Here is a 13,557-nt window from a genome sequence, read left to right on the forward strand (position 1 = left end):
GTTTGCGCTAAATCATTAAATATTTCTTGATCCAGTTCTTTTTAGGGTGAAAATTCGGATCTGAGGTTAAGATAAACTTAACCATTTTAAGCGAAGCTTATACGATCGAAATCAGATTCAGATAGATCAGCCAATGGATCACGATATCGTCACAACTTTTAGGAGGTACTACAATGACGGAAATTAAAGCCTGCTTGTTCGATTTGGATGGTGTCATCGTTGATACTGCCAAATACCATTATATCGCTTGGAAAGAACTTGCAGATGGATTAGGTTTTCACTTCACTGAACAAGATAACGAACGCCTTAAAGGAGTCAGCAGAACCGCCTCGCTAAACATTTTGCTGGAAATCGGCGGACTAACTATTGATGAAGAAGAGAAAGCTAAGCTTGCGGAACAGAAGAATAATCGTTATGTCGAATATATTGCGAAGATGGATAGCTCAGAGATTCTGCCAGGTGCACTTGATTTCCTGAAAGAGTGTCGTGAGAATGGCATCAAGGTCGCTCTCGGTTCTGCCAGTAAGAACGCAATGACGATTCTAAATAATACCGGATTAACCCCTTACTTTGATGCAATCATCGATGGTACACACACTAGTGCTGCTAAACCTGATCCGGAAGTTTTCCTGCTAGGAGCAAAAGCAGTTGATGTTGCCCCTGAGCACTGTGTTGTCTTCGAAGATGCTGAAGCAGGAATTGAGGCCGCTACCCGGGCTGGAATGTTCAGCGTTGGAATTGGTTCACCTGAAACGCTCAATGCGGCGAATATCGTCGTTCCATCACTCGCTCATATGAGTGTGTCGCAGCTCAAAGAATCTTTTGCTTAAAGTCTAACAAACATTAATCAACTGAAAGTGTTAATGTGATTCGCCCTGCTGCATCCCACTTATAAATGAAATATATGTATATCTAGAGGTACGCTTGAAGTGGAGATGGCGAAAGGATTGTGTAGAAGCGTTAGCGTTCGCCTTTGTCCCCAGATGCTAACCTTTAATTTTCAAATCTAAGCATCTGGGGACAACAGCGATCGGAACAACCTTCGCCAGCGGAGCGACTCACAAGCACCGAAGCAGAGATATAGTTCATTATATATCCCCACAACATATTTAAAGGAGCCGGTTATCGTGAAACAATATTTAACAATTGATGAATGGTCCATTATTGAAGAATCTTTTGATCCACAGACACAAGAAATCTCTGAAAGCGTATTTAGTCTTGGTAACGGATTTATGGGTGGCCGGGCTAATTTTGAAGAGCAATATAGTGGAAGCAGTTTGCAAGGCAGCTATATGGCTGGCGTGTACTATCCTGACAAAACACGGGTCGGCTGGTGGAAGAACGGCTATCCTGAATATTTTGCTAAAGTACTAAACAGTACAAACTGGATCGGTATTAACATCGACATTGATGGAACTCCTCTAGATTTGGCGAAATGCACTGTTTCTGATTTCCGTCGTGTTCTCAACATGAAGGAAGGTACGCTTTCCCGTTGCTTCACTGCCACACTCGAGGATGGTAAAGAAGTTAAAGTTGAGAGTATCCGTTTCGTTAGCATGACTCGTCAAGAAATCGGCGCTATTCGTTACTCCATCATTCCTGTTAATTTTGCAGGTGAAATTACGATCACTCCTTATCTTGACGGCGATGTTAAGAACAAGGATTCCAACTATGACGAGAAATTCTGGAATGAAGTTGAGAAGCAAGCAGGAACTGAAGGTGGACACCTCACCCTTAAGACTAAAAAACTCGATTTCCATGTAACCTCTGCTATGGCTTTTGATATCGTTGTCAACGGCGAGAAGATCAACACTGAAGCTGAAGCGATTGAACAAGAGAAATATGTAGCCAGCAAAATGAATGTAACCGTACAAACTGGCGATCAAATCGTTATTTATAAATATGTTGCTAACGTTACCTCCCGTAATCACGGTCTTGGACAATTGGTTGATGCCGCTCAAACTGCTCTGAAAGCTGCTAAGGAAGCCGGTTTTGTACCCCTTCTGACAGAACAAATCGAAGCTTGGAGAGAGAAGTGGAAAGAAAGCGACATCATTATTGAAGGTGACGTTTCCGCACAACAAGCGATTCGCTTCAATATTTTCCAGCTGAACCAAACCTACAATGGTGAAGATGACCGTCTGAACATTGGACCTAAAGGCTTTACCGGTGAAAAATACGGCGGCAGCACTTACTGGGATACAGAGGCGTATTGCGTTCCCTTCTATCTCAGTACAGCGGACTCCTCCATTGCTCGTAACCTGTTGATCTACCGTTACAAGCATTTGGAGAAGGCTAAGGAAAATGCTCGTAAGCTTGGTTTTACAAAAGGCGCATTGTACCCAATGGTTACAATGAACGGTGAAGAGTGTCACAATGAGTGGGAAATTACGTTTGAAGAAATTCACCGGAACGGTGCCATTGCCTACGCGATTTACAACTATGTGAACTACACTGGAGACAAAGCTTATCTAGGTCAATATGGCCTTGAAGTTCTAGTTGAAATCTCTCGTTTCTGGGAAGAACGTGTTCACTACGCGGACCGTAAAGACAAATACGTGATGCTTGGTGTAACAGGACCTAATGAATATGAAAATAACGTAAATAATAACTGGTACACCAACCGGATGGCTTCCTGGACTATGGAATATACCTTAGAAGCTCTGGATTATCTGAAAAAGAACGAGTCCACACGCTATGCAGAACTAGTTAACAAACTAGGGCTCAAAGAAAGCGAAACCGCAAAATGGAATGATATCATTGCTAAAATGTATTATCCTGCGGATGAAGAACTGGGTATCTTCTTGCAGCAAGATGGCTTCCTAGACAAAGAAATTATTCAAGTCAAGGATCTGGCACCTGAGAACCTGCCTTTAAACCAAAAATGGTCATGGGACCGTATTCTGCGCTCTTGCTTCATTAAACAAGCGGACGTTCTACAGGGATTATTTTTCTTAGGAGATCGTTACGATTTGGATACTAAAAAGCGGAATTTCGACTTTTACGAGCCGATCACTGTTCATGAGTCCTCCCTATCTCCTTGTATCCACTCTATTCTAGCCAGCGAGCTGGGATATAAGGATAAAGCTTATGAAATGTACTTGCGTACTTCAAGACTGGATCTTGATAACTATAACAATGATACCGAAGACGGCCTACACAGCACTAGCATGGCTGGTACTTGGATGTCGATCGTACATGGCTTCGGCGGACTACGTGTGCATGATGGCAGATTGGCACTAAGCCCATCGAACCCAGGTCACTGGACAGCGTACTCTTTCAAAATCATGTTCCGTGGTTCCCGTCTGAAAGTTAGCGTTTCGGACGCACAGGTTACTGTTACGAATGAAACGGATATCCCAGCTTCTATTACTATCTATGACAAAGAATATACCGTGAACGGACTAAGCAGCATCACTGCTGATAGCAATTCCGTCACAGTATAAACCGACACCACAAGAGACCCTTGAAGCTAATAGCTTTTTAGGGTCTCTTTATTTTTTTCCCTAAATGGATATCTTATAAAAGGAGTGACTATTAATGAAAAGAACATTTTGGAAGGAAGCTGTCGTCTACCAAATCTATCCACGCAGCTTTCAAGATAGCAATGGTGACGGTATTGGTGATCTGCAAGGAATCATTTCACGTCTGGATTATTTGCAGAAGCTCGGTGTCGATGTAATTTGGTTATCACCGGTATATAAATCGCCAAATGATGATAATGGTTATGACATCAGCAATTATGAAGACATTATGGATGAATTCGGAACGCTAAAGGACTGGGAAGAACTACTAGCCGGACTGCATGATCGTGGCATGAAGCTAATGATGGATCTTGTCATTAACCACTCTTCTGATGAACATCAATGGTTCGTAGAGTCCCGCTCGTCAAAGGATAATCCGTACCGTGATTACTACATTTGGCGTCCAGGTGGACCTAAAGGCGAACGTCCCAACAATTGGAGCTCCATATTCAGCGGACCAGCTTGGGAACTAGATGAAACGACCGGTGAATACTATCTACATCTATTCTCACGCAAGCAGCCAGATCTCAACTGGGACAATCCAAAGCTACGCGAGGAGTTATACAAAATGATCACCTTCTGGCTCGACAAGGGTGTGGATGGATTACGGATGGATGTCATTAATTTGATTTCTAAAGCAGAAGGGCTACCTTCCTATCAAAACGAGGGTGAAGCGCCAGAAGAACTTGCTTGGGGTGGCGATTACTTCATGAATGGGCCCCGAGTTCACGAGTTTTTACATGAAATGAACCAAAAGGTCCTTTCGGGCTATGACATTATGACCGTTGGTGAAACACCAGGGGCTTCGGTAGAGGATGCCGTTCTTTACACAGACGAAGATCGCGAAGAGCTTCAGATGGTGTTCCAATTCGAACATATGGATGTGGATTCCGGTCCGGGAGGCAAGTGGGATGTAGCCTCATGGACATTAACAAAGCTGCGCGATATTCTTCATAAATGGCAGGTTGGTCTAGCTGAGAAGGGTTGGAATAGTCTGTACTTAAATAATCATGACCAGCCGCGTATGGTTTCCCGGTTTGGTGATGATGGGAAGTACCGCGTGATATCTGCCAAAATGCTCGCAACCTTACTACATACACTTAAAGGCACCCCTTATATTTACCAAGGTGAAGAAATTGGAATGACGAATGTAAAATTCACAGCTCTGGAAGATTATAAAGACATCGAAATTTTGAATATGTACCGTGAAAAAGTAACAGAGGGTGGCGCAGATCATGATACGATTCTGAACGCTATCCATGTCAAAGGACGGGATAACGCCCGTACCCCAATGCAATGGGATGCATCTGCTAATGCTGGATTTTCTGAGGGAGAACCATGGCTCAAAGTGAATCCGATCTACAAGGACATTAATGTGGAGCAAGCATTGGCTGATTCTGATTCAATCTTTTACTACTACCAGAAGCTAATTTCTTTACGCAAAGAGAATCCTATTATGGTATATGGAGAATATAAGCTACTGCTGCCTGATCATGAGAACATCTATGCCTATACCAGAACTTTAGCTGATGAACAATGGCTGATCCTGCTGAACTTCAACGAGGCTCCACAAACCGTAGATCTAACTGTAGAGCTGAATGCTGTTACTAAACTAATCATTGGAAATTACCCAGATGAATCAGCGACACGAGAAATCCTACGTCCTTACGAAGCAAGAGTGTACAAATTATAAGACTGACTCTGTCCACCTTCCTGAGTTATCCTATATAGGATGATTTTGTTAAGATCATTCACCCTCCAGCAACCTGTCATTAGAGAGCAAGGAATAACAGGCTTTGCAAAGGATGGCATGATAGTATGAAATCAAAGGGAGATGGCAGACTTGGAATGGCTTATCCGAATGAAAGAAGCTTTAGATTATATGGAGAGTAAAATGGAGGAAACCCTTAATATAGAAGATATAGCAAAGGTGGCTTATTCCTCCCCTTTTCACTTCCAGCGTATGTTCTATATGCTTACCGGAGTGTCAGTCAAAGATTATATCCGTAAACGCAGATTGACTCTGGCTGCACAGGAACTCGCTATTTCTAAAGTTAAGGTGCTAGACGTCGCACTAAAATACGGATATGACTCTCCCGAGTCGTTTGCCAAAGCATTCCGCAAGGCTCATGGAATTACTCCTTCTGCTGCGCGGGAGTCAGGGGTACAGCTCAAAGCCTTCCCTAGACTCTCCTTCCATCTATCACTGAAGGGAGATAAAGAAATGGACTACAGAATTGAGAAAAGAGACGCCTTTAATGTTATCGGACTAGTAGAGGAAATGACAACGAAAGATGGGGAGAACCTACGCCGCATCCCTCAGCTGTGGATCGAAGCTAACGCAAACGGTACGTCGGATAAGCTGATCGAGATCGGTGTAGATAAGGATATCCTTGGTATTTGCAAAGATTTCAATCACGAAAAAGAAACCTTCTCTTATTGGATTGCTGTCGAAGCCACTCCAGAGACGGATGCTCAGGGCTTTGCTTCTACGACGATACCAGCTGCGAGTTGGGCTGTATTTACCTCAGTAGGACCGATGCCGGATGCAATCCAGCAAGTATGGGCACGGATTTTCCAGGAATGGTTCCCAGCAACAGGTTACGAACATACAGGAGGGCCCGAGTTTGAGCTATACCTTCCAGGGAGACCAGATGCAGAGGATTATCGCTGTGAGATCTGGATACCCGTTATGAAAAAGGATTAACGTTTACCAAGACAAGACTATTCGGAATCCCGGGTAGTCTTTTTTTCTTTCAGAATTCCTACTATTTCATTTTGAGAATTGGCTCAATCTTGGTATAATAAATAGATTATGTAATTCAATAATGACTATTGTCGTCCGATTATCGGTGAAGGAGAAATTCATGTCTACTGTAAAAATATTTTCAGACAGCACTTCCGATTTGCCACAAGGCTGGAAGGATACTTATAATATCGGCATCGTTCCCCTTTACGTGGTGTTTGAAGAGGGAACCTACAAAGATGGTGAAGATATCACACCAGAAGAAGTGTATCGCCGTGTAGCCGCAAGCGGAGTATTGCCGAAAACTGCAGCACCTTCGCCAGCTGACTTTATTGCCGCTTTTCAACCAGTAATTAGCAGTGGAAATGATATTGTATATCTTAGCCTCTCCACTTCACTATCCTCTACATATCAAAATGCGCTTTTGGCTGCTGGGGAATTCCCTGAGGGGCGTGTACAGGTTATTGATTCACAGACTTTATGTGGAGGCATTGCTCTTCTCGTTATGAAAGCTGTCAGAGCTGCTGAAAAAGGGCTCAGTGCCAGAGAGATTGCAGCAATGCTGGAGCACAGCCGCAATCTAGTAGAAACTGAATTCGTTGTAGATACGCTCGATTACTTATATATGGGTGGACGCTGTTCAGGTATGCAGAATTTCATTGGTAGTCTACTCAAAATCCGCCCTGTGCTGAAATTGGTAGATGGGAGCATCGTACCTATTAGCAAAATCCGTGGCAAAAAAGAAAAAGCCGTGGAGCAAATGCTCCAAAATGCTTTAGTTAACGTCAATCGGATGGATAAAGAGCTACTTATCATTGTGCATACCTTGGCGGAAGAAGATGCATTATACCTAGAAACAGCTTTACGTGAAAAGACTCTAGTGAATGAGATTGCTATCATCCATGCAGGTTGTGTTATTAGTAGCCATTGTGGCCCACATACTGTAGGTCTCATGTATATGCTTGAAGATTAATAAGTACACACAAATCTCCGGCCATTGCTTCTTACGTCAATGGACCGGAGATTTGTGTGTAACCATCTAATTTGAAGTTAATTTTAACTCGACTTCTTCCTTTATGAAGGGTAGCATAAACCGGAATGTTGAACCTTTATTCTCTTCGCTTTCTACAAAGATGGTCCCACCCATCAGCTCAACAAGCTGTTTACAAATAGCGAGCCCCAATCCTGTACCGCCATATTTGCGGTTGATGATCGGATGCAGCTGTGAAAAGGATTGGAACAACAGATTAAGTTTATTATCGGCAATCCCTACACCTGTATCGCGTACTGAGAATTCCAATAAATATTCTTTTGAATCCGAAAGTGGAATATTCTTAACCGATAGCGTGACGCTTCCTTGTTCTGTAAATTTCAGAGCATTACCTACCAGATTTACAATAATCTGTCGCAATCGGATCGGATCGGCCATTAATGTTGTTGGAACACTTGTATCTGCCCACCACCGCAAGGCCAGCTTCCTTTCTTCGGCTTTAGGCGTGAATAAATCAATGATGTCTGAAAGCATCTCCCGAAGATCAAACTTTTCGAATTGCAGTGGCATTTTACCCGCTTCCATCTTGCTAAAATCAAGGATGTCATTCAAGATCTGTAATAACGTATAACTACTGCTTCGTAAAATCTCGACATAACCTCGCTGTTCTTCTCCAAGATTAGTTTCAAGTAAAAGATCTGACATGCCAATCATTCCATTCATCGGTGTCCGAATTTCATGACTCATCATCGCTAAGAAATCAGATTTGGCTTGCGCCGCCTGCTCTGCAGATTCTTTAGCGTGAATGATTTCTCGCGCATTCGTGATATCGCTAAAGGCAATCACTGCACCTTCGATCATCCCCTCATCCATAAGAGGTGCCACCTGATAATGGACGAAGAAGCTGGTTCCATCCTTACGCCAGAAGATCTCATCGTCTTTCCTGCGAACAATTCCATCCTCAATCGTAAGACTGATCTGACATTCAGGACTCGAATAACGTGAGCTATCACCTTGGATATGATGGATATACTCCATAAGCTTCAGACCAACTAATTCTGCGGGCTGGTAGCCTAGCATATCCGCTCCCTCTCGGTTAATGAAGAGGGTTCGACCCGTAGTATCGAGCACAAATATTCCTGCTGAGACACAATTCAGAATTAGGCTCGATCGCTTATCCTCGACTGCAGCAGCAGAAATAGGTTTGAAGTTTCTCTCCAGTTCTAACTTATCACGTAACTTAGCATTAAAAGAATCCGCTAATGCGTCTAGCCAGACATGCAATGCTTCCGAATGAGAAAGATAGTTCCCGTTAGCAATGTGAATAATCGCGAATACCCCAGCTATTCCTTCTTCTATTGTGATAGGAATAAAGTTAATCCTCACAGCGTCCCCTTTTGGGTTCTCCAGATCCTGCAACTCAAAGCTAGATGGGTTTCCCTGCAGGGCAATCTCAAAATTAGCAACATCACCAAGGTTTCTTTTCTTAGGTAATATCACACCTGTATTTTGAAACGGTGCTTCTGCGCTAGATTCTAGATAGAAAGTACGATTAGCTCCTACGCAGCGACCTTGCCGATCCAACACAAATATTAAATTAGGATGATTGTCATATAACGATTTATAAGCGCTCTCTTCCGAAAGCAATCGTGTTAAAATGGACGTCCAGTCCTTATCCACAATTCATTTCACCTCAGGCTCTCTCATCCATTATCATTACCCTAAAACGAGCGGGAATCATCTCAATTTTTTAAATCTTCTATTTTGATCATTATAGCAAATATACCGAAATCAGTCGCTGATAAACGCCAAATCCCCCTTCAGAACCCAGCCACGATGATTTAACATCGCACTAGGATTCTTAAGAGGGATTTCTGTAAATATCTTAGGCTATATCTTTATGGTCAATATTACGAATTGCCAAATAGGCAATACCTGCTCCTAGCAAGCCAAGCGAGATCGACACCGCCGCTAAATTACCTAAGCGCGCTTGATCAAATCCACCAGAAATTAAGGAAGCAACCAATACAGCTGAGACGATGGTGGCTGGGACTGATTTTTTCTTCATCCCAAAGTACAATGGAATTAGAGCGATACCCGCTGCGTAAAATGCGTTTGCACCTAACTTGATCAGCTCTGAAGTGATCATTTGAAGGGTTAACTCACCCGGAATAAGCCCTACAAAAGAATTGAATCCTATTAGGATAGCGCCAACCACAATGTCTGACACGATGATGGCAACAAATGTGAAGGCGAACACTATCAATATTTTCGCAGTCATTAGCTTTTTACGTGAGATAGGATACATGAAGAGAAGAGTAATGGTGTTGTTCTTATACTCATCAATCACCAGCTTGCTAATAATAACGGAAGCGAAAATAATATAAGCAGCCTTAACAAAAACGAACACGCCCTCAAACAACTCTGCAAAAGAGGCGAACGACGGTTCACTCTCATTGTGATCAACGAATAAAACCATTATCATAAAAGCAAGAATAGCAAGATTGACGATTGCTGCACCTGTAAGAAGCGTTTTTAGCTTATTCTTCCGAATCTCCAAAGATATTAATTTAAGCAACGCCTTCACCCCCAATCAATTGCAGAAAATAATCTTCCAGCGTATGTTGTTTCTTGCTGATGGTTTCAATTTCCACATCTGCTAGCACTAACGCCTTATTCAGATCACGCTGTGAGATTCCACCGTCATATATTCTTACTGTAATATGATCCAGTACTTTGAAATTATTGAGGCCAAGCTTATGCTCCAACACGTACACTGCTTTGCTGATCTCATTCGTAACTACTTCGATATATTCTGTATTTTGACCGCGAATGGAATCCATGGCCACTTCTTCTACCAGAGCACCCTGCCGGATCACACCGATAGTATCAGCGATCTGTTCGATTTCCCCCAAAATGTGGCTAGATACGAGTAACGTCATCCCATATTCACGACTAAGCATCCGGAACACTTCACGCATCTCTTTGATTCCCACAGGGTCTAGTCCATTAATCGGCTCATCCAGAATGAGTAGCTCCGGTTTCGTCATAAAGGCTCTGGCAATACCAAGTCGCTGCTTCATCCCAAGCGAAAATTGCTTCACCGGCTTTTTATCGATACCCGTCAGCTTTACCAGCTCCAGCGCTTCACCAATCGCCTGTGGATCGTAATAGCCCATGTATTCTCCATGCAGGATCAGATTTTCTTTGGCTGTCAGCTTATCATAGAACACTGGATATTCAATAATGCAGCCCATCCGTTTGAGCATTTCATACGAATGATTTGTCATTTTCTCATTAAAAAATTCGATCTCTCCACTCGTAGGTTTAACGAGGTTTGTGATCATTTTCATGACCGTTGTTTTGCCGGCACCGTTCGGTCCGAGAAAGCCATAAATTTCACCTTGTTTAATATTCATATTCACATTGCTGACGGCTTCTTTGCCTTGATAAGTTTTCGTTAAATTTCTTGTTCGAAGAATCGTAGTCATTTCCGCGCTCCCCTTTGTTTTCGTCTCGTCTTCCTTAGCTCTTATTGTACACAGCAGAATTTTCTTTTTTATTACTGAATTCTTACGAAAATCTTAAGCTGGATACAATATCTCCCCTTAGAAGCGCAATCTGCGAAAAGAAAGGGTAAATACCGTTCTCACAAACGGTTGACTAACTAGTGTAATGGTTCCCTGCATCTGCTCCGTTAATCTTTTTGTGATGGTCAGACCCAGGCCGCTGCCTTGATAAGATCGGTTTCTCGAATCCTCCAGCGTATACAACCGTTCGAAAACTTTGTCCTGGTGAGCTTCACTGATGCCTTTTCCCCTGTCCCAAACCTCTATGTATACTTTGTTCTCATCACTATAAAGTTTCATGCCTAATATGCCTCCGGCATCCCCGTAAGCAATCGCATTCGATAACAAATTGGACAATATCCGGTCAAGTGCCTCTTCGTTCCCCATGAAGTAAAGTGTCTCATCAGGGATATCTATTTTCACTTCGCTGCCCTTAGCGCTAAGGATATCATAGAAAGAAAGGATATTGCGTCTGCATACTTCGCCTGCATCAATACGTGAAAGGCTAATTTCTCTATCCCCTGATTCCAGCTTGGCTAAGTCAAAGAACTTGTTCATCAGAAGGATGACTTCATTAGCTTTCTGATGAATTGTATTCATCAGACGATCCCGTTCCTCGGCTGGCATATGCTCATCCTGCTGAATCGTCTCAATATAACCGAGTACTACTGTTAGCGGGGTCTTAAGATCATGGGAAATATTCGACAGCATATTACGCATGGATTTCTCCAGCTTCACACGCTCAATACTTCCTTTATGGTTAACGTCGAGCAGCCGATTTAGATCAATCAGCACATTTTGCAGCTCTACATTACTGCTGAATAACAATAGTCTTTCATGTGATTCTTGAGTCATAATACTACTCAGCTTGTTATGAATATATCTCAGGTCTTTTGAAGCTTTGCGTGAATTCTGATATTGCCACACAATTACGACTAATAAGAGCACAATGACAACACCAAGCACCGCACTCATTATAGTTGTTCTCCTAGCTTATACCCGATCCCCCATAACGTCTTGATGTACGCTGGATGGGAGGGATCATCTTCTATTTTCTCGCGTAGTCTTCTCATATGTACATTAATGACGTTCTCATCCCCGAAATAATCATCTGACCACACGCTTGCATAAATCTGCGCTTTGGTGAAGACTCTGCCCGGATGCGTGACGAACAGCTTAAGAATATGAAATTCCTTAGACGTTAGCTTCACTTCTTCCCCGTTCTTTAGCGCACAGAAATTATCTAAATCCACAGTCAGTCTACCAATGGAGATCATTTGCTTCACCGGAATCGGAGCTTCCACTTGGATTGGGGGAGTAGCATAACCTGCTCGTCGAATCGCCGCCTTCACTCTTGCAGCCAATTCGATCATAGAAAATGGCTTCGTAATGTAATCATCCGCCCCAAAGCCTAGTCCAAGTGCTTTATCCACATCACTATCCTTGGCAGACATGATCAATACCGGAACGAGACTTCCTGCACGGATCGTCTGGAGAATGTCAGTACCGCTGCGTTTGGGCAGCATGAGATCTAGTAATACAAGATCAAATGGACTGCTAGTACGGAATGTCCTTTCCGCTACTTCACCATCAAACGCTGTTTCTACTTCATAGCCCTCTTTTACTAAATAGGACCTAACCATTTCACTAATCGCTTCATCATCTTCAATTAACAATATACGGTGCATGAATGCTGCCTCCAATGATCTGAGAATAGATATAAATGCCACTCTTCCTTTTTAAAATGTTTTAGATTCAACTCATATAGATTATTCGTAATGCCCCTTAACCTCAGGCAGCTGCTTATAAATACTTCCGGCCTGCACGATCTTAATGATCGCTTGAGCCAAGTCAGTCATCTGACCGTCATCCTTCGTATTTTTACATTCCGTCCATAGATAATGACGCTCTCCATTATTGATCTGAACCGATAAATCGTAACTTACAGCAGGTTTTCGATTACACTCGGTGGACAGTTCTTTTTCACCTAAATAATTCGCCAGAACCATTTCCTTATAGATTTGCCCACGTTCCTGTTCAGAAAGCCCAAAATCACTAACCTCGACGACCTCCCCATTCTGGAGATCTTTGACTAGCTTCATATCAATGGTGTTGATTTCATTCTTTAAGTTCACACCATATTTTAAAACAAACTCAAACTTGTCTTGTTTCGTTACGTCAAAAGGAATCTGTAGCAGCTCGAGCTTTGCTTGTTCTCCCTCGCATCCCGTTAAGGTATACGACAGAAGCTTATCCGTTTCGTTTCTAACAAGGTTCTGACAATTGTATATTGTTACTTGGGGACTACCAAACTTATCTTCTGAATTATCATGCCGCATTTCAATCCCATGGTCGGTGTATTTCAAGTCATTAAAAATCGGATCACCTTCAATCGTGTAATGAACCACGCGTTGCGTACCCTTTTTGTCTTGGATGAAAGCATCCAGCTTCTCACGATTCTCAACAATCATTCCATGGCTGTTTATAACATCTTCTTGTTCATTAATGGTAGTCGTGAATTTGCCTTCTCCATTTGTTGGCTGGTTAAAGCATCCGGTTATTATAAGCGTTATAAGAATAAGAAGAATACCGCTTGATCTCATCGATCATAACCTCCTTAAGCACTCCAAAAGTAGAATCATTTGTTAAAGTATACCAATATTTATGGAGGCTGGGTATCCCTTGAGGGGGATATCGGATGATAAAGAGTTGGATCTAAAACTAGAT

Annotated in this window: 11 protein-coding genes; 5 read left to right on the plus strand and 6 right to left on the minus strand. The window is 42.6% G+C overall.

Annotated elements, in window-relative coordinates; translation table 11 throughout:
- Positions 1 to 173: 173 nt before the first annotated feature.
- The 5 genes from pgmB (at position 174) to NSS67_RS24975 (ending at position 7,243) form a co-directional block, all read left to right on the plus strand.
- Positions 174 to 830, plus strand: coding sequence for a beta-phosphoglucomutase (pgmB, locus tag NSS67_RS24955; protein WP_339316372.1), 657 nt, complete (start codon positions 174 to 176; stop codon positions 828 to 830).
- A gap of 297 nt (positions 831 to 1,127) precedes the next feature.
- The gene (locus tag NSS67_RS24960; RefSeq protein WP_339316373.1) at positions 1,128 to 3,446 is read left to right on the plus strand and encodes a glycoside hydrolase family 65 protein; all 2,319 of its coding nucleotides are present in this window, start codon (positions 1,128 to 1,130) and stop codon (positions 3,444 to 3,446) included.
- A 94-nt stretch (positions 3,447 to 3,540) separates the two neighbouring features.
- Complete coding sequence (locus tag NSS67_RS24965; protein ID WP_339316374.1) at positions 3,541 to 5,217, plus strand: alpha-glucosidase; 1,677 nt, start codon at positions 3,541 to 3,543, stop codon at positions 5,215 to 5,217.
- A gap of 150 nt (positions 5,218 to 5,367) precedes the next feature.
- Positions 5,368 to 6,231 (plus strand): AraC family transcriptional regulator, encoded by an 864-nt coding sequence (locus NSS67_RS24970; protein WP_339316375.1) that lies wholly within the window; start codon positions 5,368 to 5,370, stop codon positions 6,229 to 6,231.
- Positions 6,232 to 6,391: 160 nt separating this feature from the next.
- Positions 6,392 to 7,243: a DegV family protein gene (locus NSS67_RS24975; RefSeq protein WP_339316376.1), complete on the plus strand. Its 852-nt coding sequence runs from the start codon at positions 6,392 to 6,394 to the stop codon at positions 7,241 to 7,243.
- A 66-nt stretch (positions 7,244 to 7,309) separates the two neighbouring features.
- Here NSS67_RS24975 and NSS67_RS24980 read toward each other — a convergent pair whose 3' ends face one another.
- From NSS67_RS24980 to NSS67_RS25005, 6 genes are all read right to left on the minus strand, one after another.
- Positions 7,310 to 8,941, minus strand: coding sequence for an ATP-binding protein (locus tag NSS67_RS24980; protein WP_339316377.1), 1,632 nt, complete (start codon positions 8,939 to 8,941; stop codon positions 7,310 to 7,312).
- A 205-nt stretch (positions 8,942 to 9,146) separates the two neighbouring features.
- Entirely contained in the window at positions 9,147 to 9,839 is a 693-nt protein-coding gene (locus NSS67_RS24985; protein ID WP_339316378.1) for an ABC transporter permease, read from the minus strand.
- Positions 9,832 to 10,752, minus strand: a complete 921-nt coding sequence (locus tag NSS67_RS24990; RefSeq protein WP_339316379.1) for an ABC transporter ATP-binding protein — start codon at positions 10,750 to 10,752, stop codon at positions 9,832 to 9,834. The genes NSS67_RS24985 and NSS67_RS24990 overlap by 8 nt, the downstream gene beginning before the upstream one ends.
- Positions 10,753 to 10,869: 117 nt before the next feature.
- A complete protein-coding gene (locus NSS67_RS24995; protein WP_339316380.1) occupies positions 10,870 to 11,805 on the minus strand; it encodes a sensor histidine kinase in 936 nt (311 codons plus the stop codon).
- Positions 11,805 to 12,518, minus strand: a complete 714-nt coding sequence (locus NSS67_RS25000) for a response regulator transcription factor (RefSeq protein WP_339316382.1) — start codon at positions 12,516 to 12,518, stop codon at positions 11,805 to 11,807. The genes NSS67_RS24995 and NSS67_RS25000 overlap by 1 nt, the downstream gene beginning before the upstream one ends.
- An 81-nt stretch (positions 12,519 to 12,599) precedes the next feature.
- A complete protein-coding gene (locus NSS67_RS25005) occupies positions 12,600 to 13,433 on the minus strand; it encodes a DUF4362 domain-containing protein (RefSeq protein WP_339316383.1) in 834 nt (277 codons plus the stop codon).
- Positions 13,434 to 13,557 lie beyond the last annotated feature (124 nt).

The organism is Paenibacillus sp. FSL R10-2734 (assembly GCF_037963865.1).
Classification (GTDB): domain Bacteria; phylum Bacillota; class Bacilli; order Paenibacillales; family Paenibacillaceae; genus Paenibacillus_AQ.